The sequence below is a fragment of the Microbacterium sp. NPDC077663 genome (assembly GCF_044542795.1).
GTDB lineage: Bacteria > Actinomycetota > Actinomycetes > Actinomycetales > Microbacteriaceae > Microbacterium.
In genome coordinates, this window is sequence record NZ_JBITVE010000002.1 from 116,086 (window position 1) to 142,986 (window position 26,901).

General features: G+C 67.9%; 22 protein-coding genes. 8 read left to right on the forward strand and 14 right to left on the reverse strand.

Going from position 1 to position 26,901, the window contains the following annotated elements:
• Positions 1-54 precede the first annotated feature (54 nt).
• On the forward strand, positions 55-2,391 hold the full coding sequence (locus ACIGEP_RS08180) for a glycosyltransferase (RefSeq protein ID WP_396661130.1): 2,337 nt from the start codon (positions 55-57) through the stop codon (positions 2,389-2,391).
• A gap of 14 nt (positions 2,392-2,405) precedes the next feature.
• Here ACIGEP_RS08180 and ACIGEP_RS08185 read toward each other — a convergent pair whose 3' ends face one another.
• Entirely contained in the window at positions 2,406-4,199 is a 1,794-nt protein-coding gene (locus ACIGEP_RS08185) for an ATP-binding cassette domain-containing protein (RefSeq protein ID WP_396661131.1), read from the reverse strand.
• 7 nt (positions 4,200-4,206) lie between these two features.
• On the reverse strand, positions 4,207-5,061 hold the full coding sequence (locus ACIGEP_RS08190; protein WP_396661132.1) for an ABC transporter permease: 855 nt from the start codon (positions 5,059-5,061) through the stop codon (positions 4,207-4,209).
• 244 nt (positions 5,062-5,305) lie between these two features.
• Here ACIGEP_RS08190 and ACIGEP_RS08195 point away from each other — a divergent pair, with 244 nt between their 5' ends.
• From ACIGEP_RS08195 to ACIGEP_RS08220, 6 genes are read left to right on the forward strand one after another with little or no spacing between them, the layout of a single operon-like run.
• Positions 5,306-6,412 carry a polysaccharide pyruvyl transferase family protein gene (locus tag ACIGEP_RS08195; RefSeq protein ID WP_396661133.1) on the forward strand — a complete coding sequence of 369 codons (1,107 nt, stop codon included), beginning with the start codon at positions 5,306-5,308 and terminating at the stop codon, positions 6,410-6,412.
• A gap of 26 nt (positions 6,413-6,438) precedes the next feature.
• Positions 6,439-8,802, forward strand: coding sequence for a glycosyltransferase (locus ACIGEP_RS08200; RefSeq protein WP_396661134.1), 2,364 nt, complete (start codon positions 6,439-6,441; stop codon positions 8,800-8,802).
• A complete protein-coding gene (locus tag ACIGEP_RS08205; RefSeq protein ID WP_396661135.1) occupies positions 8,799-9,731 on the forward strand; it encodes a glycosyltransferase in 933 nt (310 codons plus the stop codon). The genes ACIGEP_RS08200 and ACIGEP_RS08205 overlap by 4 nt, the downstream gene beginning before the upstream one ends.
• 49 nt (positions 9,732-9,780) lie before the next feature.
• A complete protein-coding gene (locus tag ACIGEP_RS08210; RefSeq protein WP_396661967.1) occupies positions 9,781-12,396 on the forward strand; it encodes a glycosyltransferase in 2,616 nt (871 codons plus the stop codon).
• Positions 12,393-13,469, forward strand: a complete 1,077-nt coding sequence (locus tag ACIGEP_RS08215; RefSeq protein ID WP_396661136.1) for a hypothetical protein — start codon at positions 12,393-12,395, stop codon at positions 13,467-13,469. The genes ACIGEP_RS08210 and ACIGEP_RS08215 overlap by 4 nt, the downstream gene beginning before the upstream one ends.
• The gene (locus ACIGEP_RS08220) at positions 13,466-14,536 is read left to right on the forward strand and encodes a glycosyltransferase (RefSeq protein ID WP_396661137.1); all 1,071 of its coding nucleotides are present in this window, start codon (positions 13,466-13,468) and stop codon (positions 14,534-14,536) included. The genes ACIGEP_RS08215 and ACIGEP_RS08220 overlap by 4 nt, the downstream gene beginning before the upstream one ends.
• Before the next feature lie 7 nt (positions 14,537-14,543).
• Here ACIGEP_RS08220 and ACIGEP_RS08225 read toward each other — a convergent pair whose 3' ends face one another.
• The 11 genes from ACIGEP_RS08225 to ACIGEP_RS08275 all read right to left on the reverse strand — a co-directional run bounded on the left by ACIGEP_RS08225 (position 14,544) and on the right by ACIGEP_RS08275 (position 25,501).
• Positions 14,544-15,512 (reverse strand): glycosyltransferase, encoded by a 969-nt coding sequence (locus ACIGEP_RS08225; RefSeq protein WP_396661138.1) that lies wholly within the window; start codon positions 15,510-15,512, stop codon positions 14,544-14,546.
• The gene (locus tag ACIGEP_RS08230) at positions 15,509-16,600 is read right to left on the reverse strand and encodes a glycosyltransferase (protein ID WP_396661139.1); all 1,092 of its coding nucleotides are present in this window, start codon (positions 16,598-16,600) and stop codon (positions 15,509-15,511) included. The genes ACIGEP_RS08225 and ACIGEP_RS08230 overlap by 4 nt, the downstream gene beginning before the upstream one ends.
• Positions 16,601-16,725: 125 nt before the next feature.
• A complete protein-coding gene (locus ACIGEP_RS08235) occupies positions 16,726-16,941 on the reverse strand; it encodes a hypothetical protein (protein ID WP_396661140.1) in 216 nt (71 codons plus the stop codon).
• Positions 16,942-17,078: 137 nt separating this feature from the next.
• On the reverse strand, positions 17,079-18,272 hold the full coding sequence (gene tuf, locus ACIGEP_RS08240) for an elongation factor Tu (RefSeq protein WP_064003334.1): 1,194 nt from the start codon (positions 18,270-18,272) through the stop codon (positions 17,079-17,081).
• 147 nt (positions 18,273-18,419) lie between these two features.
• Positions 18,420-20,534, reverse strand: coding sequence for an elongation factor G (fusA, locus tag ACIGEP_RS08245; protein WP_396661141.1), 2,115 nt, complete (start codon positions 20,532-20,534; stop codon positions 18,420-18,422).
• 77 nt (positions 20,535-20,611) lie between these two features.
• The gene (gene rpsG / locus ACIGEP_RS08250; protein WP_018187368.1) at positions 20,612-21,082 is read right to left on the reverse strand and encodes a 30S ribosomal protein S7; all 471 of its coding nucleotides are present in this window, start codon (positions 21,080-21,082) and stop codon (positions 20,612-20,614) included.
• A gap of 5 nt (positions 21,083-21,087) precedes the next feature.
• Positions 21,088-21,456: a 30S ribosomal protein S12 gene (gene rpsL, locus ACIGEP_RS08255; protein ID WP_018171438.1), complete on the reverse strand. Its 369-nt coding sequence runs from the start codon at positions 21,454-21,456 to the stop codon at positions 21,088-21,090.
• Between the two features lie 305 nt (positions 21,457-21,761).
• Positions 21,762-23,156 (reverse strand): DUF5684 domain-containing protein, encoded by a 1,395-nt coding sequence (locus tag ACIGEP_RS08260; protein WP_396661142.1) that lies wholly within the window; start codon positions 23,154-23,156, stop codon positions 21,762-21,764.
• Positions 23,157-23,208: 52 nt separating this feature from the next.
• A complete protein-coding gene (locus ACIGEP_RS08265) occupies positions 23,209-23,868 on the reverse strand; it encodes a spermidine/putrescine ABC transporter substrate-binding protein (protein ID WP_396661143.1) in 660 nt (219 codons plus the stop codon).
• A 63-nt stretch (positions 23,869-23,931) separates the two neighbouring features.
• Positions 23,932-24,399: a hypothetical protein gene (locus ACIGEP_RS08270; protein WP_396661144.1), complete on the reverse strand. Its 468-nt coding sequence runs from the start codon at positions 24,397-24,399 to the stop codon at positions 23,932-23,934.
• A 16-nt stretch (positions 24,400-24,415) separates the two neighbouring features.
• The gene (locus tag ACIGEP_RS08275; RefSeq protein ID WP_396661145.1) at positions 24,416-25,501 is read right to left on the reverse strand and encodes an ABC transporter; all 1,086 of its coding nucleotides are present in this window, start codon (positions 25,499-25,501) and stop codon (positions 24,416-24,418) included.
• A 130-nt stretch (positions 25,502-25,631) separates the two neighbouring features.
• On the opposite strand from ACIGEP_RS08275, the gene ACIGEP_RS08280 reads away from it, so the two are divergent.
• Positions 25,632-26,240: a hypothetical protein gene (locus ACIGEP_RS08280; RefSeq protein ID WP_396661146.1), complete on the forward strand. Its 609-nt coding sequence runs from the start codon at positions 25,632-25,634 to the stop codon at positions 26,238-26,240.
• Positions 26,241-26,243: 3 nt separating this feature from the next.
• Here the strand turns inward: ACIGEP_RS08280 and ACIGEP_RS08285 are convergent, their stop codons facing one another.
• Complete coding sequence (locus ACIGEP_RS08285; protein ID WP_396661147.1) at positions 26,244-26,837, reverse strand: hypothetical protein; 594 nt, start codon at positions 26,835-26,837, stop codon at positions 26,244-26,246.
• Positions 26,838-26,901 lie beyond the last annotated feature (64 nt).

Genomic DNA, 26,901 nt, shown 5'->3' on the forward strand with positions numbered 1-26,901 from the left:
ACCAGCCTGCGAGCGCAGAATCGACCGCGGATGCCGGGCCGTATGATCTGTGCGATGTCACCTGCACCTCTCGTCTCCATCGTCGTCCCCGTGCACAACGACGAGGGCACCATCGAGGCGGCCCTCGCGTCCTGCCTGGCACAGACGCTCCGGGAGATCGAGGTCGTCTGCGTCGACGACGCATCCGACGACGGTACGGTCGCCGCCATCGAGCGGATGCAGCGGAAGGACAGCCGCATCCGCCTCGTCCGTCACGAGGAGAACCGGTCGGCGTTGCAGGCGCGCCGGACCGGTGTGATGCAGGCACGCGGCGACGCGGTGCTGTTCCTCGATGGAGACGACGAACTCGCCGCGCGAGCGGCGGAGGTGTCGTCGGCTCTCATGCGATCTGCGGACGCCGACCTCGTCCAGTTCGACGTCAGTGTCATCGACCGTCACGGGCGCTCCGGCGGCACCTACGAGCAGCGGCTCGCTCCTCGGCACTCGGGACTGGTCGGCAGCGACATCCTCGGGGAGCTCTTCGCGCCGGGGACGCCCGCACAGGGTCAGCTCTGGCGCTACCTTTTCCGCACGGCCGTGGTACGCCGGGCATACTCTCTTATCCCCGACGGGCTGATCCTCGTCCGGGTCAATGACCTTCCGCTCATGTTCCTCGTCGCGGCCCTCTCGGAGCGTTTCGTTTCGACGAACGAGAAGCTCTACCGTTATCACCTCGGGCGCGGCGGGAGCGGGCACGACGTCGACACGATCGAGCGCGCAGAGTTCTACGCGGCCGCGATCGACTCGATCGAGAGCATCCGCGGCGCCGTGGAGGCGATCGCGTCTGCAGCCGGCGACCCTCATCAGATCCTCACGTCGTACAGCGCCGCGCGCCGCTGGATCATTGGGTACGTCTGCCTCCAGTTGATCGAACGGGCGGATCCCGTGATCGTCGATGCGGCGATCGATCACGTCCGCTCGAGGGTGGCCGATGACGACCTGCTAGCGGCCGCTGCGGCTTTCTCGCCGCGGTCCCTCACAGCCCTCGCACGTCACATGTCGCCAGTGCCGCTCAGCGGACGCCCCCTTCGTACCGTCCTCCTGGCCACGTCGAGCTGGCGAACGGGCGGGGTCGCGGCGGTCCTGGCGACGCAGGCTCGCCACCTGATGGACGCCGGCTATCGAGTCGTGGTCGTCGCCCGCAACGGCGGTAGCGATCTCAGCCTCGTCCCAAAGGGGATCCAGTTCGTGGAGCTCACCGAGGGGAATCTCACGCGACGCCTCGAGGCGTGGGCAGATCTGTGCCGCCGTTTCGCGGTTGACCTCGTCATCGATCATCAGATGCTCTACACCCGGTACTGGCCGGAGTTCGCGGCGATGGCACGCGCACACGGCGCCGCGACCGTCGGATGGCTGCACAACTTCGTCGCGAGGCCGTTGCTGGACCGTGACGATCGTCTCCGCATCATCGAGGAGAACGCCGGCGTCCTTGCTCACGTCGTCGCACTCTCGCCGCTGGATGTCGCCTACCTGAAGCTGAGGGGCGTGTCGCATGCGTCCTACGTCCCGAATCCCCCCTCCGCGATGCTGTCAGAACCTGCCCACCCCGCGCCTCGGGCAGTAGGAAAGGGTCCGCTCCGCCTGGTCTGGTGGGGACGGCTCGAAGAGGGAACCAAGCGGGTGAGCGAACTCATCGAGGTCGCCGTCCACCTCCGGCGGCATCGGGAGAATTTCACGCTCACCGTGATCGGCCCGGACTGGGAGGGCTCCACCGCAGCGAAGTTCAACGCAGCGGCGAAACGCAGGGGTGTCGGCCGACACGTCACAGCTGTTGGACCCCGTCGCGGCGCAGACCTCGTGAGGTTGATCGACGGAGCCCACGGCTTCGTGTCCACGAGCATCATTGAGGGTTACCAGCTGACCATCGCGGAAGCCCAATCTCGCGGACTGCCCGTCTTCATGTACGAGCTGCCCTGGCTCACGCTCGTGCAGGGCAACGAAGGCATCATCGCGACGGCCCAATCGGATGCCGCGGCCCTCGCCGCGGCGATCGTGCGCGCCACGAGCGATCCCACGGAGTATGCGAAGCTCTCGGGCGCGTCGTTGATCGCAGCAGAGCGCGCCGCCGCATTCGATTTCACACACCTCCTCCAGGACGTCATCAGCGGAACAGTGACACCGGACTTCACGCCAGAGCCGACGATTGATGACGCACAGACACTGCTCGGCCTGTTCCGCTTCTATGCGGAGGCGGGCGCTGCCACGGTCGTTTCGCGTCCGGCTACGGATTCCTGGATCGGCGCGCGGCTGTGGCGAGCAGTCGCCCCGGTCGGGCGCCGCGCGCTGGAAACGTTCCCCGGACTTCGTCCCCTCGCCCACCGGTTGAAGAAGCGACTGGGTATCGGCGGCTGACGACGATGACCAGCTCAGCCGGTCGGCTCAGATGAGCCGGGCAGCGGGAGGTCGATCGTGGGCAGAGGATCTGGCGTCACGACAGGCTCCGGATTCGCGGTCGGCTCAGGCGTCGGCTCGCTGGGTTCCGGGTCAGGCACCTCGGTCGGCTGCGGGTCCGGCACCGGCGAGGTGGGAGACGGCTGGGCCGAGGGAGCGGGTTCCGGATCGGACGAATCGCCGGGGACTTGAACCGGGTCGGACTGCGGCACGGATCCGCTGACGGGCGCGTCAGGCGAGGTGGTCTCGACGTCTCCGGACGAATCCGCCACCGCAGACACTCGCTCGACCACCAGCGAGGCACTCGTCCGGCTTCCATCGGAACTCTGCGCCGTGAGTGTGTAGGCGTGCGTTGCGTGGGCGCAGGGATACTTCATCGTCTGGGCCACACTCTGCTTCGGCAGATCCTCCAGCGTGGGAGATTCCAACGCATCGACATGGGTCGTCGCTGACGCGAGAGCTATCTTGACGGCACCGGACACCGTCCAGGACAGCGCGACGGCTGATTCGGTCGCACCGTTCTCGCACATGGTTGTCGGTTCCGCCACTGCGAAGGAATCGATGGTCGGGGCGTGCGCGGTCCGGTTTTCGGACGTCACAGCCGCCGCGGGGGCAGTCGCCGGTTCGGGCGCGTTGGCGAGCAGTGCGATGGCCGCACCGGCGGCGGCGGCCACCAGCAAAGTCACGATCGTCGCCACCACCGCGATCACGCGGCGACGCTTGCGCGCGCGCACCGTCTGCCGATAGCGCTCGCGCCGCGCGATGGTACGCGAGCTTTCTGGAGCGGGCGCAGTGGACACGACGCCGGCCGGTTCGATCAGGCCTCCAAAAACTTCCTCGATGCCGCCGGAGGAAGCCTGATCGGCCCGACGCGAACGACCAGCGGGCACGCGGGGCACCACTTCCACCGGGGAAGACGTGCGCTCCACCTGCCGGGGGCGGGGGTTCGGCTTCACCATGTGTGTGCCGCCCACCGCGAAGCTCTGCGGGTCTTTGGTCCACTTGATGTAGTCCCGTATCACTGGTCCGGCGGGGCCGTCGGCACGGAGCTCGCCCTTGTGGATCCAGAGGACGCGTTCGCAAGAATCTCTGAGCGAGCTGACGGAATGGCTCACGATCATGACGAGCCCGGCACTGTCTCGCAGGTTCCGGATGCGCTGCTCACTCTTCGTGCGGAACTTACGGTCCCCGACGGCGAGGGCTTCATCGATCAAAAGGATCGAGTGTGTCTTCGCTGAAGCGATCGCGAACCGCAACCGCGCGCCCATTCCAGAGGAATACGTTCGCATCGGGTGGTGGATGAACTCGTTCAACTCCGCGAAGTCCGCGATCTCGTCGACGTGTTCAGCAGCTTCGGCCTTGCTGAAGCCCATCGCGAGAAGGCCGAGCTTGATGTTGTCCTCGCCCGAAAGCTCGGGGACGAGCGCAGCGTTGACCCCGAGGAGAACGGGACGATCTCTCGCCCAGATTCGCCCCTCCGACGTCGGAATGAGCCCGCTCATCGCCTTGAAGAGCGTGGACTTTCCGGAGCCGTTGTGCCCGATTACACCGATGGTCTCGCCCTCGCGGGCTGTGAAGGTGACTCCACGCAGGGCGTGCACAGCCTTCAACTCCCGGCCGCCGCGGGCTGCGCTGAGGCTGAGGAGGCTCTCCCTGGGTCCGACTCGCTTGCCCGACGCGTGAACTCGATACGTGACGTGAGCATCGTCCGCGACCATCATCGGTAGCGGTTCGCGCCCCTGGTCGTCCGCAGCGACGTCGCCGGGCATTGTGGAACTACTCACTGAGCCCGTACCTAGCCTCCGCCTGCCAGAAGTACACCGCCCCGACGATCAACGTCACGATCGCCCAGGCCGGAGCAGCGATCCACGCAAGAAGCGGCGCATCGTGCGAGTCCAGGAGCACCGCCCGCGCAATGGCGATGAAGTCGTATGTGGGCACCAGGTGGGCAACGGTGAGGAGAACGGGCGCGTCTGCCAGTGCTCCATCCACGTCGAAGAAGATCCCACTGACGTAGAAGAGCACCCGATTGATGATGGGGATCAGCTGCTGAACGTCTCTCGCGTGGACGGACAGGCGCGCGACGATCATCGCCACACCGAGGTTGAAGACTCCCATCGTGAACAGGATCGGGATCAGGAGGCCCCATGAGAGACGGGGCGGTACTCCCAGCACGATCAGGAGGACCGCAAGGAGCAACATCACGGGGATGATTCGCAGCGCCTGCTCGATGACCACAGCGACGGGAAGCAGGATACGGGGGAAGCCGATGCTCTGGACAAGCTTCGCGTTCCCGGTGATCGACTTGGCCCCGGCCCCGAACGAGCCGGTGAAGAACTCGAAGATGAAAACTCCGACGATCAAGAAAGGCACGAAATCCGCTGGGCGTGCAGCGCCAGAGAGGACGAAGTGGAAGATCGTGCCGTAGATGATCGCCAACGCCAGCGGCTTGATCACGATCCACAAGACGCCCAGTCGGTTTGGGAGCAGGCTACCGACCAGACGATGGCTGGCGAGGGTGAAGGCAAAAGACCTACGCTGCCAGGCGTCCCTGAGGTAGGCGAAAAAAGGCGGTCTCTGACCGACGAGGGTCAACCCCTCGGCGTCGAACTGAGGAAGAGCGCGAACCATCTAGCCGCCCCTTCCACGACGTAATGAATCGGCGCGTTCCCCAACTTGCACGAACGCACGCCGAATCAATCATACCGCCGCGTCTCAACGCAGCCCCGCAGAGACACCGCGAGACGCCGATGCGCGGCGAAGGGGGCGAGCACGCTCTCGACCGACGGCCCAAGTCGACTCGTGCATGAAGGCGACATCTATATGCTGGTGCACGCGCCCACTGATCGTGGGCGCGTGCTTTCGAAGGAGACTCATGCTATTGCTCGTCGGCGGCGGGGGAATTCCCAACTACGGGGATGAGCTCATCATTCGCAATTGGCTTACCTGGCACGATTCTCACTCGACTGCCGCTCGAGACATCGTGGTGGAGGGTTACCGCTCACGAGTTCTGCAGAGCACCTTCAGCGACTCGTTCCCACGGGCGAAGTGGTCCCACAACGTGCGCAACGCTCGCCTCGCCTTCCGTGAGAAGGGCTTCTGGGGCGCCCTCGGCGGTGGGCTGACTTCAGGCGACAGCGAAACGGCGTCGGTCAAGTCGGCGTATGCGCAGGCGAAGTCGGCATTGGTCTTGCACATCCACGGTGGCGGGTACATCAACCAGAAGTGGCCGAGTCACGCGTTCGTGCTGGGTCTTGCAGCGGCTGCGCATTCAGCATCGGGCACGCACGCCGTGGCGACCGGGCTCGGGTTGGGGCCGTTAGACGACCCGAACCCCGATCAGCAGCGACTGCTCGATGAGGTGGTCGAAGCGTTTGAGCTGATCGAGGTCCGCGACACTTTCTCGTACAACTATCTCCAGCGAAATCTCACCGGAAGCCGCAGGGACAAGATCATCCAAGGTCTCGACGACGCTTTCCTCTACCCCGTGCCTCCCCAGCAGTCATCCCGCCGCACCCTGCATGTGTCGTTGCGGGACGACAGCGCCGGTGAGGGGATGATCCAGCGGATGTCACCGGAGTTTGTCGGGGCGTTCGAGCGTCACGTCTTCTGGGCATGTAAGCCTGCCGACACCGTGGCGTACGCCAAGTTGGCGAAGAAGTACCCCTTCTTCGAGTCAGCCGGCGTCCGACAGCTCCTCGAAGAGCCTCGTCTCGGCGCTCGCGACGTCATGATCACCGAACGATTCCACCCGCACCTGATGGCGGCGCGCGCCGGTGCCAGCGGCGTTTTCTGGTCCGGCTCCTCGTACTACGACACCAAGCACGGCTCTCTGGTCGAACTCGGTTCACCCTTCACTCCAGACGAGGGGGGCGAGTTCAGCGTTCCGGAGCACGGCCAGGCGTCTCGAATGGCCCTCAACGACGCGATGAACGTTGCTCAGAAGCAAGCCGTTGGATGGCGGATCAGCACGCTGTCGTGACACGCTCAGGACAGGAGATTTCCCGCATGTCTACCGCCCCCTTGGTCTCCATCGTTGTCCCCCTCTTCAACGACGAGGAGCACGTAGCTGCAGCGCTCGAAAGTTGTCTGCGGCAGACATCGGGCGACTTCGAGGTGATCTGCGTAGATGACGCCTCAACTGACGCGACAGTCACGATCGTGAGGGGTTTCTGCGACCGAGACTCACGAGTTCGACTCATTGAGCAGACCAATAACGCGTCCGCGTTCCAGGCTCGGCGAGTCGGTATCCAGGCTGCCCGCGGTCGTTTCATTCTCTTCCTCGACGGGGACGATGAACTCGCTGCGGAGGCGGTCGCGAGCAGTTCCAACACAGCAGAGCGGACGGGTGCCGACCTCGTCGGAATCGGGGTGCAGATCGTCACGGAGACAAGCGACTTTCCTGCCCGCTTCCAAGCAGCCCTGCAGCCACAGTTCGATGAACTCCATGGCCGCGAGATCGTGCCATCCCTCTTCCCGCCGGGCAAACCCGCGAACGGACACCTGTGGCGCTACCTCTACCGTCGACACCTGTTGGAGGCGGCATACGCGGGCATGCCCGTAGATGCGAAGTTCTACCGCGCGAACGACCTGCCTATTGCGTTCCTCGCCGTCGCTGCAGCAAAGGATTACGTCTCCACCAAGGAGCTGCTTTACCGTTACCACTTCCGCCGCGGGACAAGCGGTCACGCCATCCAGAATGTGAGCCATTTCGACTTTCTCGCGAGCGGCCTTCAACCCTTTACGGAAGCTGAGGGCGAGGTGCTGCGAGTCGCCTCGACGCTCGATGAGCCAGAACTACTGGTGGACAGTTACCGGTCCGCCCGCCGATATCTTGTCGGCAGCCTCCTGCGCACGTCCGCCGCAATCGATGACCGGAATCTGCGACGCACATGTGTCGACCAGCTTGCCGAGCTGGTAGGCGATCAGACGCTGGTAGAGAGTGCTGTCGAATTCGCGCCAGACACGCTCCCGCTTCTCACCGCTCGCGCAGCAGCGCTACCCGCCCCCCACCGGGAGGTCAAACATGTCCTCCTCACCACTGCCCACCTCGGCACCGGAGGACTTCAGGGAGTACTCATCGAACAGGCCGGCGCCTTGGCGCGTCGAGGGTACCGGGTCACTGTGGCGCTGACACGGGACGTCGAGCATGAGATGGAGTTGCCAGCGGGTGTATCGCGCGTCGTCACAGGGAATGCGCGCCTGCCGGAGCGCCTCGCTCGATGGCGAGAACTCTGCACAGAGCTCGAGATCGACGCGATCCTCGATCACCACATCCTGTACAACGAAAACTGGCCATGGTTCGTCCTGATGGCGCGGTCGGCGGGCGTACCGACGCACGGATGGCTTCACAACTTCGCGCTTCGACCCGTGTTCGATGGGACGACACGCATCGAGTTCCTTTCGAAGCATCTGGGCTCCCTCGCCAACGTCGTCACTCTCTCAGCCACCGATGTCGCCTTCTGGAAACTTCGCGGGCTGGGTAATGTCGTGTATCTCCCAAATCCGCTCTCCCGCTTGGCGCGCGAAGCGCTCGAGACGCCTCCGACTCGGAGTCTGGCGGAGGGACCGATCGAATTGGTGTGGTGGGGACGATTCGACCCGAGCACAAAACAAGTGCTCCACCTCATCGAGGTCGCGGAGCGGCTCCGAACGCGAGGTGTGGATTTCATACTGACCTTGATCGGGCCGGATTCCGCCGCGTTGTCCAATAGATCCGTTCTCGAATACGCAAAGAAACGAAACGTCGCCGAGCGCGTACGACTGGTGGGGGACCAGACGCCATCAGAACTCCTCACGGTTTTGTCCACGGCTCATCTCATGGTTCTCACAAGCGCGATCGAAGGCTCGCCACTCACCTTGATGGAAGCTCAGGCTTTGGGGCTGCCCGTCATCATGTACGACCTGCCATGGATCTCCAGCACTCAGGAGAGCCCCGCGATCATCCCCGTTCCCCAGGACGATCGCGACGCGATTGCCATTGAGATCTCAAAGATCGCAACCTCGCCTGAGCATTACGCCCACCTTTCCGAATCGGCCGTGTCGTTTGCCCGACAGGTCGCGGCAGTGGATATCGGCGCGCTCATCGTCGACCTGCTCGACGGGAAGCTCAGCCGTGAGTTCTCACCCGAGCCTTCGGTAGACGACGCCCGGTTGCTCCTGGCGTGGATGGTGCGGTTCTCGGAACGGAACGCGCGATACATGCGACGCACGCGCGATGCACGCAAGGATGGCGATCGTCTGCGACGGAAGATCCAGCAGGTCGAGAACGGTGCCTCGTTCCGCATCGGGCGGGCCGTCACCTACATTCCGCGGGCCGTGAGGGAATTCTTCACGCGCCAGAATCCGGCGCGGAGGCGGCGGTCAGCGTGACGGCCGACCCCGACATTTCACTAGTCGTCCCGCTGTTCAACGCGGCCCCGTGGATCGAAGAATGTCTTCGAAGCCTTCTGGGGCAGACGGGACTTGATCTTGAGGTCGTCTGCGTGGACGACGGCTCGACGGATGGCAGCGCGACCCTCGCCGGAAGAATGCGCGACGAGGATTCACGCATCACACTGATCCACCAGGCGAACGCGGGCCAATCTGCCGCTCGCAACCGGGGCATGGATGCCGCACGCGGACGTTACATCGCCTTTGTGGACAGCGACGACTACTGGATCTCCGATGTTGCGGCCACCCTCGTAGCCCAAGCGGATGCCGACCGGCTGAACGTCCTCCTCTTCGACGGTCGAGCGGAGCTGGACGGCGAGGTAGACCCGTCGCTGTGGTCCTGGTACTCCGGCTACTACGCCCGGAAGAAGTCCTATCGACGTGTGCTGGGGGGTGCCCAGCTCGCAGCGCGCATGCGTCGCAAGGGCGATTACAAGCCGCACGTGGGTCTCTACTTGACCAATCGAGACTTCCTGGCCGAGGTGGGCCCGCGCTTCATCCCCGGCATCGTCCATCAGGACAACCCCTTCACTTTCCGCCTTCTTCTCAGCGCTCAGCGCGCGGCGCACACGGCCACGGATGCGTATGCGCGCCGCCTGCGGCCCGGCTCCACGATCACGACTCTCCAGGCCAAGCGCTCCATAGAGGGCTACCTGACCGCGCATGAGGACATGCGTGACGCTCTCGATGCACACGACACTCCGCTGTCCGGCCGAGACCGACGGGCGCTCCGCGCCATCGTCGACTCGACGCTGCGCGGCGCGCAAAAGCAACTCGCGACCCTCGACGACGATGACCGCGCTCAGTTCCTCACGGACCTCGACGCCCGCGGCATCTCTAGACGTCGCCCGGGCGACGGGCCTTTCTGACCCACCGCCGACGGATGCCGCCCGGCATACGAAAACCGAAAGTACTCGCATGAAGCCCCGCGTCTCCATCATCATCCCGCTGTACAACGATGCCGATCACGTCGCCGCTGCCCTCGAGAGCAGCCTGTCTCAGACGATCAAGAACATCGAGGTGATCGCCGTCGATGACGCGTCAACGGACGACACCGCGTCGATCGTCGAGGCCTTTGCCGAGCACGACGGCCGCCTCCGCCTGGTGCGGCTGGAGATCAATCGATCAGCGTTCGTCGCGAGGCGTGTCGGCATCGAGACCGCCAGTGCAGACCACGTGCTCTTCCTCGACGGCGATGACGAACTTCACCCTCGGGCCGCGGAGATCGCTCTGGGGCTCGCGGGCGAGGAGTCGGCGGACGTCGTCGGGTTCGGTTGCACGGTGATCAGAGCAGACGGACGGCCAGGAGGCCGATACGAAGAAAGCATGCAGCCGGTCCATCCGAACCTGCGCGGGGGCTCGATCCTCACTCATCTGTTTCCACAGGGTGCCCGCGCCCAGGGCCAGCTCTGGCGTTACCTCTTCGACCGGTCGCTGCTCCTTCGCGCGTACGAGTCGCTGTCCCGCGACCTCCGCCTCGCCAGGGTGAACGACCTGCCCCTGGTGTTTCTGGCGCTCATGCATGCGAAGCGTTATGTCTCCACAACCGAGAAGCTCTACCGGTACCACTTCCGCCGCGGCGCGAGTGGGCACACGATATCGTCGCGGGAGGATTTCGACTTCCTGAGCAGCGCCATCGGCTCGATCGACGCGATCTGTGACGCTGTGCACGATGCAGCGGCCACGGTTCAAGACTCGCAGACCGTGGTTGCGACCTATGAATCGGTCCGGTTGAGTGTCATCGGCTTGATCCTCGACTACATCGTCGATATCCGGAACATCCCGCTGCGGGAGTGGTGTCTGGAGGCCCTGGTGGGTCGAGTCGGTGCGCAGACTGTCATCCTCGCAGCTGCGGACCACTGTCGCCGAGCGCTCCCGGTACTCACAGATCGCGCGGGCGCCGCCGCGCTCGGTCGGAGGCCACCGCGACACATCCTGATCCGCGCGTCGAACCTCGGAACGGGTGGTGCGCAGGGCGTCGTCGTCGCGCAGGCTCGGCATCTCGCGCGGGCCGGGTTCCGCGTCACCATCGCGGTCGAGTCCACACCGGCTGCTGCCTTCGCCCTGCCCGACGGCGTGGATGTCTTCCAGATCACGGGCCAGATCAGGAGCCAGCGTCTGCAGGCGTTCGCCAAACTTTGCGCTGAGGGTGACGTGGACGTGATCATCGATCACTACATCTTCTACAACGAGACATGGCCCTACTTCGCACTGATTGCCGCGACGCGCGGCATCCCCACGATCGGGTGGCTGCACAACTTCGCACTCAGACCGATCGTCGACGGATCGACCCGGCTGTCGTTTCTCGACCGGCACCTCCATATCCTGGCGACTGTGGTCGTCCTGTCGGAGGCGGATGTGGCGTACTGGAAGCTCCGCGGGTTCCCACAGGTCACCTACCTGCCGAACCCGCCGTCACCACTGCTGGAATCGATCGATCCAGCGCTGTCGACGAGAGACGCACCGGACCACGGGATCGAACTCGTGTGGTGGGGACGTCTGCAACAGTCCACCAAGCAGGTTCGAGAGATCATCGAGATCACCGCGCTGCTGCGTTCCAGGGGCATCCCGGCTAGAGCGAAGATCGTCGGGCCCGATGGACCGGACCTGAGTGCTGAGCAGCTCGCATCGCTCGCCGCGGAGCGTGGCATCGGAACCGACGTGGAACTGGTCGGCGCCGTCAACGGCCCCGAACTGCTGAGCCTGGCCGCCCAGGCGCACATCTACGTGAGCACCAGCGTCATCGAGGGCTACCCCCTAGCCCTGGTCGAGGCTCAGGCGCTCGGTCTGCCGATCGTCATGTACGAATTGCCCTGGCTCGCGACCGTGCAAGGTAACGAAGGGATGGTAGCTGTTCCGCAGGGCGATCGTGAGGCTGCGGCGGACGCCATCGCCGACCTCGCAAGCGACCGGGACGCGTACGTGAGACTGTCCGCGGGTTCACGTGCAGCGGCGCACCGTGCGACCGCTCACGACTACGACCGCCTGTACGCGGATCTGATCCACGGGCGCCTCGCCAAGGACGAAACGGAGGCACCGAGCGCGGCCGCGACCCGCGTGCTGTTCCATCAGAACGTGCTGTTCCTCGAACGCCTGATCAGGCGGGAGCGGAGGGCCCTTGACCGCGCCCGGAGCGAGCGCGACCGCGAGAAGCGAGCAGTCCGACGAGCTCAGGCGAGGCTCGCCGAGGCCGAGATGGAGATTGAGCGCCTCCGGGAAGAGAATGCCGCCTCGATGACGGCGCCCGTGTCTCGCGAAACCACTGAGCGCCCTCAGATCATGCCGCCGTCCATTGCGCGGACCGGTATCCGCCGACTTCTCAGCAGAATCATTCCGGCGTCCATGTACCAGGCGAGCTTCTATGCGCGTCACGAGTACGGGGTCTCCCTCCAGCAGTATGAGCGCCTCGTCGCTAACCAGACGGCCCTGAGGGACCAGATCGATCAGCTGCAGGCTCTGATGCTGACGGGTCTGGCGGAGCCCGGTGGACGGCGGGGAGGCTCAGGGGAGGAGAGATCGGGGAGACAGCCATGACCGCACGCCCCACCCGCACCCTCGTCTCCGCAACCGGTCCGGCCGGCAACATCGGCGACGCGCTCATCCGGCGCGGGGCGGTCCGGTGGGCGGCGGGCACGTCCGACGAGCTCGTCGTCTACGTCGGCGAGGCGCCGGACACCTGGCTGCACCAACTCGGCCTCCCCTCCGGCACCCGCGTGCTCCGCTCGAAGCGGAGCGTCGCGAGGTGGCTCTGGCTCATCGCGACGGCGCCGCGGCATCCGGTGCTCGTGTTCGAATCCGGCGAGATCCCCCTCGACCGCGGCAACGTCCTGCGCGAGCTGGTCTTCCTCGCTGAGACACTCCTCGTCCGACTGAAGGGTGGCGTGGTGGTCCGGCCGCCGCGCGGCATCCGTGCAGCCACCCAATCGGCAGCAGCGATCCACTCGGTCGCGGCCCGTCTGTCTCAGTTCGCCCTCTGGCGGGATGCCGCGAGTGCGGTCCTCGCCGGCGGAGCCCGCGTCGTGCCCGACATCGGCTTCGCCGCCGGCATCCGCCCCGGGACCCCGTGGGCGGACCGCCGCGATCTCATCGTCAGCCTCCGCGGCACGCGACCGATGCCCGACGGGAACTGGCACGAGGCCGTGCACGCCTTCGCCGCATCCGAGGGGCTCCGCATCCGCACGGTCGTTCAGGTCCGCGAGGACGAGACACGCGCCCGCGAGCTCGCCGACGCCCTCGGCGGCACCTTCGAGCCCTGGGGCGACGCCGACCCGCTCGCCCGCGAAGCCCGCCTGCGCGAGCGCTACGACGATGCTCGCCTGGTGATCAGCGACCGCATGCACGTGCTCGTCCTCGCCGCCCTCTCGGGCGCGGCTCCGCTCGAGCTCGTCCCCTCCCCGACCCACAAGATCACCGCGGCGTTCGCCACCATCGGGCTCACCGAGCTCACCGCCGACGCGGCGACCCTAAGCCCCGCCGAGATGCAGGAGCGGATGCGGCGACAGATCGACCGCGCCGACGAGGTCACCGACCGGGTCGCCGCCGCAGCCGCCGACCTCACGGCGCTCGAGGACGAGATCCGCACCGCGATCCGAAAGGCACGGGCGTGACCGGCGCCCGCATCCTCTTCCTCTCGCACACGCACGTCTTCGGCGCCTTCCGCGTCGGCAGCCACCACTACGCCCGCGAACTCGCCCGCCTGGGCGCCGAGGTCGTGCACCTGTCCACGCCGATCTCCCTCGCTCACCGGGTCACCGGACGCGTGCCCCCGGGCGTGGCTGCAACCGTCCCTCGCGACGCACACCGCGACGCCGACGGCGTCACCCATCTGGTCCCCCGCACTCTCCTCCCCCGCCCGTGGGGGTCCTTCCGGGTCGCGCGCGCGCTCACCCGCGCCGGGATCGAGGCGCGCTTCGACGCGATCCTCATCGACCAGCCCCTTCTGTGGGACGACACCGTCCGCGACCTGAGCGACACGCTCGTCTACCGGCCCACCGACCTCTATCCGGACGGACTCAAGCGCTCGCTGCAAGAACGGATCCTCGCCTCCGCAGATGCCGTCGTCGCCACCTCGGGCGCCGTCCTGCAGGGCCTCGGCCACCTCACCCTCCCGTCGCTCGTCATCGAGAACGGCGTCGACCTCGGCGCGTTCACCGACACGACGACGGATGCCGAGACCCGCCCCGTCGTGTGCGTGTACGTCGGCGCCCTCGACGCCCGCTTCGACTGGCAGCAGGTGCGGACGTGGGCGACCGCGCACCCGGACGTCCCCTTCGTCATCGCCGGCCCGCAGCCCGCACCGCCTGCTTCCCTGCCGCAGAACGTCGAGCTCGTGGGACCGGTGCCGTACGCGGAGCTCCCCCGACTCCTGCACGGGGCCCGTGCCGGGCTCCTCCCCCTCTCAGACGACCCATCCAACGAGAGTCGCAGCCCCATGAAGCTGTACGAGTATCTCGCCGCGGGCCTGGCCGTCGTCTCGCGGGAGACCCCCGGCATCCGAACCGACACCGAGGCCGGGATCCACACCTACGACTCGCCCGAGACGGCTGACGCGGCGCTCGTGGCCGCGCTGCGGCATCCCTCCCCCAACGTCGCCGGTCGGCGCGCGGCCGAGAACCACTCCTGGGCGGCGAAGGCCGGCGAGCTCGCGACCTTCCTCGCCGGGCTCGCCGACTGAACGCGCGTCACCCCCGCGCCGCGGCGAGGGTCTCGGACACGATCCGAGCCGTCCGGTCCCAGTCGTAGACGCCGACGGGGGCCGAGACCGTCCGCGGCGATCCGACTGCCTCGACCATCGCCGCCGCCCACTCCCGCGCGTCGTGCGCATCCGCCAGGGACCAGCCGCGCTGCGCCACGATCTCGGCGACGGCGCGGCATCCACTCCAGTGGATCACCGGCGTTCCGCTGGCCACCGACTCGAGCGCGGGCAGGCCGAACCCTTCGAGCAGCGACGGCATCACGGTCGCCGCAGCGCCGCGGTACAGCTCGGCGAGCCGCTCGTCCTCGACCCCCGTCAGGACGTCGACCCGCGAGGAGACGCCTGCGGCCGCGGCCAGACTACGCACCTCATCCGCCTCGTCCGCGGGGACGACGGTGCGCAGACGCACGCCCGGCGCCACGGCCACACCGCGCAGCACGACGTCGAGGTTCTTGTGCGCCCGCGTGTTCCCGACGAAGAGGACGTAGGGATCGGATGCCGCCTCCCGCGGCCCCTCGGGCGTGAACGCCGCCGAGCATCCGTTCCCCGCATTGACGACCCGCACCGCGTCGTCCCGCACCCACGCACGGATCGCCTCCGCCGATGTCTCGGACACCGTGAGGACGACCCCCGCACGCCGCACGACCCGGCGCACCGGCCCGTTGTAATAGGCGAGGAACTTCGCGCGCCCCGGCAAGGCCGACTGCAGTTGGATCAGATCGTGCACCGTGAGCACCTGCCGCGGGGCGCGCAGCAGCGCGCCGTACCCCGGCGAATAGACGACATCGTCGGCCGCGACCCCGCTGAGCCGTCGGAAGGCATCGAGCGGCGCGTACGGGGTCCCGCTCAACCCCAGGCCCCGCCACGGCACCTCGACGCGGCCGAGCACCTCGCGCGCGTAGCGCCCGATGCCGTGAGCGCCGCGATACCGGTCGTCGACGAACACCCCGCTCATCCGGTCTCCCGCGCAACCCAGGCGGCGATCTCCGCCTCGAACACGGGCCGGTCGAACTCGTACGCCCGGCGCACGCACACCTCACGATCCGACGCGGCTGCGCGTCCTACCGCAGCGGCGAGCTCAGACGCCGTCCACTCGTGCACCAGTGCGCCGGTCACCCCGTCGACGACACTCTCCGCCACACCCCCGACGGCGTTGCCGACCACGGGGGTACCGGTCGCCATCGCCTCGACGGGCATGATGCCGAAATCCTCGACGGCAGGGAACACGAGCGCGACGGCGGCGCGGTACAGGGCGGCCAACAGCGTCGACGACGGATCCCGCACGATCGTAACGGGGTGGCCTCGGTCATCCGCATAGGCGCGCAGCCGCGCTTCGTCGGCCCCGCCACCCGCGAGCACCACCGGCAGCCCCGACGCGATCCCGGCATCGATCACCAGCTCGAGCCGCTTGTACGGGACGAACCGCGAGACCCCCAGCAGGTAGTCGCCCGGCAGCGTCGCGAGCACCGCCTCGGTCTGCTCCGTCGCCCGGGCCTCGGCGAACCGCGCCACGTCGATCGGCGGATGGATGACCGTCGCCTCGCGTTCCCACGCGCGGGCGACACGCTCGGCGATGAACGCGCTGTTGGCTGCGATCGCCACCGGCTCTGCCGCGCGCCGACGATCGAGCGGCTTCAGCAGCGCCGACGCCGCACGTGCCGCCACCCCCTGGCCGCGACCGTCGAGCTCGGGCGCCCAGATGTACCGCGCCGGTGTGTGGGCGTACACGAGCTTCGGCGCCTCGCCGGCGCGCCCATCGAAGCGCGCATGATGGGAGAAGAGGTGACTGCTGCACAGGACCCAGTCCGCGTCGCGCTCCGGCAGCATCCGCCAGGCGAACGGCATGAGCGGGAGGGCAGCGGCCTTGCGCCCCTTCAGCGGGGTGCGCGCCAGCACGGTCTCTTCGACCCCCTCGAACCGTCCGCCGCTCTCGTTCCACAGGCACCAGCGCTCCGCGTCGGGGAACACATCACCGAGCACCGCGAAGACGTTCTCGGAACCGCCCCGGGGAGAGAGCCACTCGTGGACCAGGATGCCGCTCACGATGCGACCCGCTTCACCTGCGTCATCCGATCCTCACCATCCGACGTTCATTCTGTCAGACGTGCAGTCCCCGGCCGGGCAGAGCAGAGGGGCCGGATGCGGCTGCATCCGACCCCTCGCAGACCTCACTCGTTCCCGATGCGCCGATCGACGTTGTCGCGAACCTCGTCGACCTTCGCGTCGACCGAGTCGGGAGCCACCTTCTTCACGAACTCGGCCGCAGCGTCGAGGACCTTGTCGCTCACGTCCTCTGCCTTGTCCGACTTCAGGTTGCGGTCGATCTCGTCCTTGTGCTGCTCGAGGAACTGCTTGCCCTTGTTGACCACGTCGTCGATACCCATGGGATTCCTTCCGTCTCGGACCGCGGTGGCCGCGGCGCGGTCAGTCTAGGACGAGCGCAGGAGCCCCGCACCCCCTTTCCGGGACGGCGAAGGGGCCGGGCCCGAAGGCCCGACCCCTGTCGGTGAGTCCGAAGGACTTACTTGATGATCTTGGTCACCGTGCCGGCGCCGACGGTGCGGCCACCCTCACGGATCGCGAACCCGAGACCGTCTTCCATGGCGATGGGCTGGATGAGCTCCACCGTCATGTCCGTGGTGTCACCGGGCATGACCATCTCGGTGCCCTCGGGCAGCGTGATGACGCCGGTGACGTCCGTGGTACGGAAGTAGAACTGCGGGCGGTAGTTCGTGTAGAAGGGGTTGTGACGGCCACCCTCCTCCTTCGAGAGGATGTAGGCAGTGCCCTCGAAGTTGGTGTGCGGGGTAACCGAACCCGGCTTCACGACGACCTGGCCACGCTCGACGTCGTCGCGCTTGAGGCCACGGAGGAGCAGACCACAGTTCTCGCCGGCCCAGGCCTCGTCGAGCTGCTTGTGGAACATCTCGATACCCGTGACCGTGGTCTTCTGCGTCGGGCGGATGCCGACGATCTCGACCTCGGAGTTGATGGCGAGGGTGCCACGCTCGGCGCGACCGGTGACGACCGTGCCACGACCGGTGATCGTGAAGACGTCCTCGATCGGCATGAGGAAGGGCTTGTCCTTGTCGCGGACCGGGTCGGGGATCGACTCGTCAGCGGCGTCCATCAGGTCGAGGATCGACTGGACCCAGGTCTCGTCGCCCTCGAGAGCCTTGAGGCCCGAGACGCGGACGACCGGAGCGTCGTCGCCGGGGAAGCCCTGGCTGGACAGCAGCTCGCGGACCTCGAGCTCGACGAGCTCCAGGATCTCCTCGTCGTCGACCATGTCGGACTTGTTCAGCGCGACCATCAGGTACGGAACGCCGACCTGCTTGGCGAGCAGGACGTGCTCACGCGTCTGAGCCATCGGGCCGTCGGTGGCGGCGACCACGAGGATCGCGCCGTCCATCTGAGCCGCACCGGTGATCATATTCTTGATGTAGTCAGCGTGACCCGGGGCGTCGACGTGTGCGTAGTGACGCTTCGGGGTCTCGTACTCGACGTGCGAGATGTTGATCGTGATACCACGCTGACGCTCTTCGGGAGCCGAGTCGATCGACGCGAAGTCACGCTGCACGTTGGTGGCCGACGGGAACTTGTCGGCGAGCACCTTCGAGATGGCAGCGGTGAGCGTGGTCTTGCCGTGGTCGACGTGACCGATCGTTCCGATGTTGACGTGCGGCTTGGTCCGCTCGAACTTGGCCTTGGCCACTGGGTCCTCCTCAGGACTGTCGTGTAGTCATCCGGGCGCTGGATTGCGACCGGGTTTCTACGGGGATGTTGTCAGTGTAGTTGACGTGTCGATATTCAGTTTGGGCGGATGCCGGGGGCCGGGCCCCCGGCATCCGAAGAACGAGTGTTACTCGCCCTTGGTCTTCTGGACGATCTCGTCGGCCACCGCGCGCGGGACCTCGGAGTAGCTGTCGAACTCCATCGCGTAGACCGCGCGGCCCGAGGTCTTCGAGCGCAGGTCACCGATGTAGCCGAACATCTCCGACAGGGGGACGAGAGCGCGGACGATCTTGATGCCCGAGCCGTCCTCCATCGACTGGATCTGGCCACGACGCGAGTTCAGGTCGCCGATGACGTCGCCCATGTACTCCTCGGGAGTACGGACCTCGACGGCCATGAGCGGCTCGAGCAGCACGGGGCTCGCCTTGCGGACGGCCTCCTTGAAGCCCATGGATCCGGCGATCTTGAACGCCATCTCGGACGAGTCGACGTCGTGCGACGCGCCGTCCGTGAGGATCGCCTTCACGCCCACCATGGGGAAGCCGGCGAGGACACCGACCTGCATGGCGTCCTGGAAGCCCTGGTTGGTCGGCTCGATGTACTCGCGCGGGATGCGGCCACCGGTGACCTTGTTCTCGAACTCGTACGTCTTGTCGGCCGTGACCTCGAGGGGCTCGAGCGCGAACTGGATCTTCGCGAACTGACCCGACCCACCGGTCTGCTTCTTGTGCGTGTAGTCGTAGCGCTCGACGGTCTTCTTGATCGTCTCGCGGTACGCGACCTGCGGCTTGCCGACGTTCGCCTCGACGCGGAACTCGCGCTTCATGCGGTCGACGAGGATGTCGAGGTGCAGCTCGCCCATGCCCTTGATGACGGTCTGACCGGTCTCGGGGTTGAGCTCGGTGCGGAACGTCGGGTCCTCTTCGGCGAGCTTCTGGATCGCGATGCCCAGCTTCTCCTGGTCGGCCTTGGTCTTCGGCTCGATGGCGACCTCGATGACGGGCTCGGGGAAGGTCATCGACTCGAGGACGACGGGCTCGTTCGGGTCGGCCAGGGTGTCACCGGTGGTGGTGTCCTTCAGGCCGATGACGGCGTAGATGTTGCCGGCGGTGACCGCGTCGACCGGGTTCTCCTTGTTGGCGTGCATCTGGAAGATCTTCCCGATGCGCTCCTTCTTGCCCTTGGTCGAGTTGATGACCTGCGCACCCGAGTCGAGCTGACCCGAGTAGACGCGGATGTAGGTCAGGCGACCGAAGAACGGGTGCACGGCGACCTTGAAGGCCAGGGCGGCGAACGGGTCGTTGGCGTCGGGGTGACGCTCGATGACCTTCTCCTCGTCCTTCGGGTCGTGCGCCTCGATGGCGGGCACGTCGAGGGGCGACGGCAGGTAGTCGACGACCGCGTCGAGCATCGGCTGGACACCGCGGTTCTTGAACGCGGAGCCGCAGAGCACGGGGTAGAGCTCGCCGGCGACGGTCATCTTGCGGATGGCGCCCTTGATCTCGGCGACCGAGAGCTCCTCGCCACCGAAGAACTTCTCGAGGAGTTCCTCGTCGCTCTCGGCGACGGTCTCGAGCAGCTGCTGACGGTACTCGTCGGCACGGTCCTTGAGGTCCGCGGGGATCTCCTGGACCTCGTACTTGGCGCCCATAGTCACGTCACCCTTGGCGTCGCCGGGCCAGACCAGCGCGCGCATCTCGACGAGGTCGATGACGCCGACGAAGTCGTTCTCGGCACCGATCGGGAGCTGCAGCACGAGCGGCTTGGCGCCGAGGCGCTTGATGATCGTGTCGACCGTGAAGTAGAAGTCGGCGCCCAGCTTGTCCATCTTGTTGACGAAGCAGATGCGGGGGACGTCGTACTTGTCGGCCTGACGCCACACGGTCTCGGACTGGGGCTCGACGCCCTCCTTGCCGTCGAAGACGGCGACGGCACCGTCGAGGACGCGGAGCGAGCGCTCCACCTCGACCGTGAAGTCGACGTGACCGGGGGTGTCGATGATGTTGATCTGGTTCTTGTTCCAGAAGCAGGTCACGGCGGCCGACGTGATCGTGATGCCGCGCTCCTTCTCCTGCTCCATCCAGTCGGTGGTCGAGGCACCGTCGTGGGTCTCGCCCAGCTTGTGGTTGACACCCGTGTAGAAGAGGATGCGCTCGGTCGTCGTCGTCTTGCCGGCATCGATGTGCGCCATGATGCCGATGTTGCGGACCTTGTTGAGGTCGGTGAGCACTTCTTGTGCCACGGGGTGTCCTTACGTGTAGTGACGGATGTCGCGGGGCGACCGGCCGGGGGTTGCCCGGCCGGTCGCCGAGGTGCTGATTACCAGCGGTAGTGCGCGAAGGCGCGGTTCGACTCGGCCATCTTGTGGGTGTCCTCGCGGCGCTTCACCGCGGCACCGAGGCCGTTCGAGGCATCCAGGATCTCGTTCTGGAGGCGCTCGGTCATGGTCTTCTCACGGCGACCCTTCGCGTACGAGACGAGCCAGCGCAGCGCGAGCGTGTTCGCGCGGTGCGGCTTGACCTCGACGGGAACCTGGTAGGTCGAGCCACCGACGCGGCGGCTCTTGACCTCGAGGGTGGGGCGGACGTTGTCGAGCGCCTTCTTGAGCGTCGCGACGGCGTCCTGGCCGTTCTTCGCCTCGACACCCTTGAGGGCGTTGTAGACGATGGCCTCGGCGATGGACTTCTTGCCATCGACGAGGATCTTGTTCACCAGCTGGGTGACGATCGGAGCACCGTAGACCGGGTCGTTGACGACGACGCGGCGGGGTGCGGGTCCCTTGCGAGGCATCTAACTCAACCCTTCTTCGCGCCGTAGCGGCTGCGAGCCTGCTTACGGTTCTTGACGGCCTGGGTGTCCAGGGCGCCGCGGACGATCTTGTAACGCACACCGGGGAGGTCCTTCACACGACCGCCGCGGACGAGCACCAGCGAGTGCTCCTGCAGGTTGTGGCCCTCACCGGGGATGTAGGCGGTGACCTCGGTCCCGTTGCGGAGCTTCACACGGGCGACCTTGCGCATGGCCGAGTTCGGCTTCTTGGGCGTGGTCGTGTACACGCGGGTGCAGACACCCGCCTGCTGCGGGTTCGCCTTCAGGGCGGGCGCCTTGGTCTTCGAGACCTTCGGCGAGCGACCCTTGCGAACCAACTGCTGAATGGTTGGCACGTTCTCTCCTTGTCGATCTGCGCGCGACTCTCGCCTCGCACAGGTGCTGCACGGTGACAGCGTTCGTGGTTTCACCACAGATCCATCGGCACGCCGCGACCGCGACGAACGGGAGTGATGGATATGCCGTGGGGGTGGCCTGTTCGCAGGCCCTGTCCCTGATGCGCTCGCCTCGCCTGTCCCGTGCCGGGGCACGTCGCAGGGCGCGCGTGTGCGCACACCCGATCAATGATACGCGGGATCGCGAAGGTGGGTCAAACGAGGGCGGACTTCACCGCGACTGCTCAGCTGGGCGCTGCGACCGGTCAGGAACCGGCTTCCGTCCGCTGCAACCGGAGGGCCGCGTCGCCGAGGAGGAACCGATCGGCCACCTCTGCCTCTCCGCCGGCGTCCACCTCGACGTCGGCACCGAGTGCATTCGGCAACAGGATGCCGTTGGTCGAGCGCAAGTCGATGATGCGCCAGGCCTCGCCGCGTCGCTCGAGCCGCGCGTGCGTCTTCGAGACGGTGCGTGTCGGGTCGGCGATCGCGATCAACTGTGCGCTGGGGCGTGCGGGGTCCGCGAGGGGGTTGCGCCCCAGGATGACGACGTCCGACGAGAGCGCAGTGGTCGTGCCGTCGGGGAGCACGAGCTCCCACCGGGCGTGACCGCGGCGCACGACGACGGTGCGCTCGAGATCCTCGTCCCACGACGACGATGCCTCCGCCTCGCGGTTCTCGCGCTCCTGCGCGGAGACCGACGCCGCCGCCGACACCGGTGCGCCGGCTGCAGGCGATCCGGGCACGGCCGACACCTCGCCCGTCAACTCGGGGAACACGTCGCTCTCGTCGCGCTCGGCGCCGACGGCGGGCGGGCGCAGCCGGGTGACCGGCGCCTCCTCCCGCCCGGGGACGGAGGAGACGATCCCCGGCGCGGCGGCGATCGGGGGGCTGACGTCGCGCGGCGCGTGCGGTGCCGCGTGCGGCGGGAAGGGAGCCTGCGGGCCGGCGGGTGTCTCACCGGCGGCGACCCAGCCGGCCGCCGAACGCAGCGTGGGCGTGGGCGCGGTCGGATCGGGCCGCTCGTCGGCGCCCGTCGGCTCCGGAGTCGTCCCGCGCGCTTCACCGGGAGCCGCGAATGCGGCGGACTCGGGCACCCACGGCTGCGGCGCGACGGATGCCGCCGGTGCCGGCGCGGACCCCGACCGGAGATCGCCCGTCGCCGGGGCCGGTCCCGGCAACGGCGGCGGCGGCAACGGCGCACCGAACTCCGGCGCGATCGATCCGAAGGGCGCGTACGGCGGCGACGCGGGACGCGGGTCGATCCGGAGGTGTGCGGGTCGGGCACCCCGCCAGTCCGCCGGACCGAAGCCCACGATCGTCGCCCACACCGGGAACAGCAGAGCGCCGACGACCGTCATCCCCGCGCCGTAACCGAAGCCCGGGTTGATCCGGTGCACCGCGAGGATGACGAGGATCCAGACGGCGATCGTGCCCGGCCCCGGCACGAGTGCGAGGAGCGCCAGCCACATCGAGAAACCGGCCCAACGGAGCAGCACCGCGATGTTGAGCAGGGGGACCCAGGCGCGCCACGACTCCTCGCCCATCTTGCGGAACGCGGCGGACAACGCGAGCGCCACCCAGACGTAGACCGCGACGCTCAGGATGACGGCCAGGAGTCCGAGGACGACACCCGCACCGCTGTCGACACCCGTGATCATCCCCCCACCCTAAGCGAGCCCGCCCCGCGCCTTCCGGCACGTCGACGACACGTCAGACCCCGGGCAGGCCGTCGCCCGCATCGAAGGGGGCGTCGAGGGACCGCGTCAACTCGTCGAGGAGCGCGGCGATCTGCGGTTCGACGTACTGCGCGACGGCGGTCTGGATGCGCAGGCGGTGGCGCAGCAGGATCGTGCACACCTCGCGCCCCACCATGCTGGCGTACTCGTCCGCGAGCCTCACCTCCTGCCGGAGCGCCGCCTTCGCGTCCTCGGTGAGGGGAGGGAGGGCGGGCACCTCGGCATCCGCTTCGTCCGCCATCCCGGCGATCGTGAACAGGAACGGAGCGCCGGGAACCGGGTCGGGGTCCATCGGGAGCCCGTCGAACTCGGGCTCGAGCCCTTCGGCGGGGCGGTAGGTCCGGGAGCGGTTGCGATCGGCCTGCTGGTCGAGCTCCGCCTGCAGCATTGGCAGATTGCGGGCCGTGTAGTGGGCGACGGCGGTGTCGACGATCGTCTTGATCCGCGTCGATAGGCCGTGCTGCACACCGTGCGGCACGTCCGAGCCGAGCCCGGCGGCCGAGAGCACAGGAGAACCCAGACATCGCCGGCAGGGGGCCACCCGTCCGCGGTGCGTCGCGGGCTCCCAGCGCGGCAGCCAGCGCAGCCAGGCGTCGACGGCCTGGCTCACCTGCGTCTCGAGCGAGCGCTCCACGGCTCCATTGTCGCGGAGATCCGCGCCGATCGGGGCATTTCCGAGGTGCGGGATGCCGCCGCGTCAGCCGTCCTCGTCCTCGCGCTCCCACGGCCACTCGGGTCGGCTCGCGCGGGTACGACCGAGGGCGATCCCCGCCCAGGCAGCCACCGCCGCGGTCGCCGCGAGCACGAGCGCGTACCACGACAGCGCGAACTCGCCCGCAACCCCCAGCGCGAGCGCAGGGTCGGCACCGGTGAGGATGCCGCCGAGCACGACGCCGACGAGGTAAGCCGCCACCGTGGCCACCATGACCCAGACCGCACCGGCGTAGCGTGCGCGACGGATCGCGCCGAACACCGTCGCCGCGAAGACGACACCGGCCAGGAGCATCGCCGTGATGCCGGCGCCCTGCCCGAGCCTCGGCTCAGCGATCACGTCGGTGTCGGTCAGCAGGCTCGTGAACCCGAACCCGCAGATCGCGAGCGCCGCGAAGCCGATCGTCGCGAAGAACGCGGCGATCGGCCGCGCGACGCCCTCGGACGGCGACATCGGTCGCGTTGGGCCGTCAGTACTGGTGCAGCTGCGGGCCGGCCTCGAGGGTGCGCTCGTACTCGCGCTGCGCCTCGTCGTTGAGCTCGGTCACGCGGCGGCCGCGTCGGGCCACCCAGGCACCGAACCACACCGTGATCTCGCGCCCCAGGACGAAGGCGATGACCGCGAGCGGGGCGAGCAGCTGCTCCCCCACGATCTGCGCCGCCTGCGACGGTGCGATCGACCAGAAGGGAGCCTGGAACAGCTGGCCGAGCAGGTGCCCGCCGTAGGCCGCGGCACCCACGAGCAGTCCGAAGACCACCCACAGACCCCACCGGCCGCGGTTGATGAACGCACCGAGGATCCAGAAGCCGAGGAAGAAGACGGCGACCGGCACCCAGAAGGCCCAGGTGGTGAGGATGTCGAGGGTCCGCTGGCCCAGGTCGGCGACCGCGATCGGCTCGTCGAGCGCATCGAGTCCGAGCGTGGCGGCCAGGTAGAGAAGGGCGAAGACGACCGCGGCGACGAGACCGATCGCACCGGCAGCGCCGCGGTTGCCGCGGGGGCGCGGGGCTTCGGGAGCCTGCACGAAGATCGGCTGCTGAGAGTAGACCGCAGTGGGCGCCGGCGCGGCGGCAGCTGGCGGCTCGCTCGAGGTGACCGTCGTCGGAGTCTGGTCGGCGTGCGGGTACGCGGCCGTCGCGGCGGCGGGGGCTGCCGCAGTGGCGTGCTCCGCATCGTCGTCGTGACGGGCGGGCGCGTCGACGACGGCGGTGTCGGCCGTGGGCGACGACCCCTCGGCGGGCTCCGTCGCAGCCGGGCGATAGAGGGGCTCATCGTCGACGGCCGATGCCGTGACGGGCGCATCCGGCTCGCTGTACTTGCCGTAGTCGATCGAGAGGTCCGAACCGCGATCGGCCGCGGTGAACTCGGCGTCACCGCGGGGGCGGTCGTCGGTGGCGCGCGAGGCGGCCTCCGCCTCGGCGAGGCTGTCGTTGGCACTGCCCACGACGTGGTCGACGTCGCGCGGCTCGCCGGTGGACGTGGGCTCCTCGACGGGCTCACCGTAGGCAGGCTCGCGCGTCCGTTCGTTCCGCTCGCCGAACTGGGGGTCGCTCATGGCGGTGTCACTCCTCACGCGGAGGCGTGGGCCACCGCTGCAGTGAGCGTATCCTCGGCGTCCGCACCTGCCGCGGAGGCGCCCCGACGTGTCTCGACGTGGCGTCCACCCCGCGACGTATCGTGGACGCATGACGAGCCGACGCCCCCGGATCCGCCGCGCCCTGGTCGGTGCGATCGCGGGGCTCGCCCTCACGTTCGTCACGGCGGCCTGCGCCCCCGAGCCCGACAGCGTGCCGCCCGCGCCGACCGACGCGGCATCCGGAACACCCACGCCCGTCGTCACCCCGGTCGCGATCGCGGAGTTCCCGTTCGGTCCGTCGACCTCGACCACCCCGCTGCCGAAGGACTGCGAGAGCATCCTGACCCCGGACATCCTCGCCACCCTGCAGGGGATCCCCCTCAACGCACCCGGGATGGGCGGCGGCATCCGTCCCGACAGCAGCCGCGTGTGCGTCTGGGCGGACCCCGGCGCGAGCCGGACGAGCCTGGTCACCGTGGTGGGCTACTCCCCCGAACGCGAGGCACGTGACGCGCTCTACCTGCTCGGCGTCGACGAGGGCTACACCTGCTACGAACCGGATGAAGGGCTGCGGTGCGAGAAGAGCGGCACCGACGAACTAGGACTCCCTGTGGGGCGCACCGTCTACTGGCGCGACGGGGTGGCCATCGACACGCAGTACTCGAACCTCGCCCCCCAGGGCTACACGGCGGCGATCGTCCGGTCGATCTGGGGCTGACCCTCAGCCTTCGCGTGACCAGACGGCGGCGGCGACTCCGTCGGCGTAACGGGTCGGATGCCACGCCTGCTGCGACGTCGACACCCACCGCCCACCGCCGGCTTCGATCGTCTCGAGCAGCTCACCGTCGGTGCGCGCGCAGCGGGTGCGGTCGCCCTCGGGGCCGCACTCGAACCCGAGCGGCGGAAGCGCGGCCGTCGCGATGGCCCCGGCATCGGGTGGCACGGTCGCGACCGTCGTGGAGATCTCGCCCCGTGCGGAGGTCCATGTGCACGTGACGAGCACCTGGGGCTCGAGAGCCGCGACGAGGTCGGAGGCCGTCGACACCGGTGCGTCGGTCGAGGCGACCATCTCGGCGCCCTCCGTCCACCGCAGACCCGCCCAGGCCGCCTCGTTGTAGAGGTCGCGGCAGCCGAGCGGCGCCGAGGTCGGAGCAGCGGATGCCGTGGGCTGCGGCACACCTGCCGCCTCGGCGATCCAGCGCGATGCGGCCGGGAACATCGGGACGGCCAGGACCAGGAGCGTCACGACGATCGCTGCGCTGACCACGCCGACGAACCACGCGAACCCGGCGTTGCGCCCTCCCACCCCTGCCATGCGTCCCAGGGTAGCCGTCCCCCGCGCCGGTTCCCGCGCCGACGACGCCGAAGGCCCCCGGGAG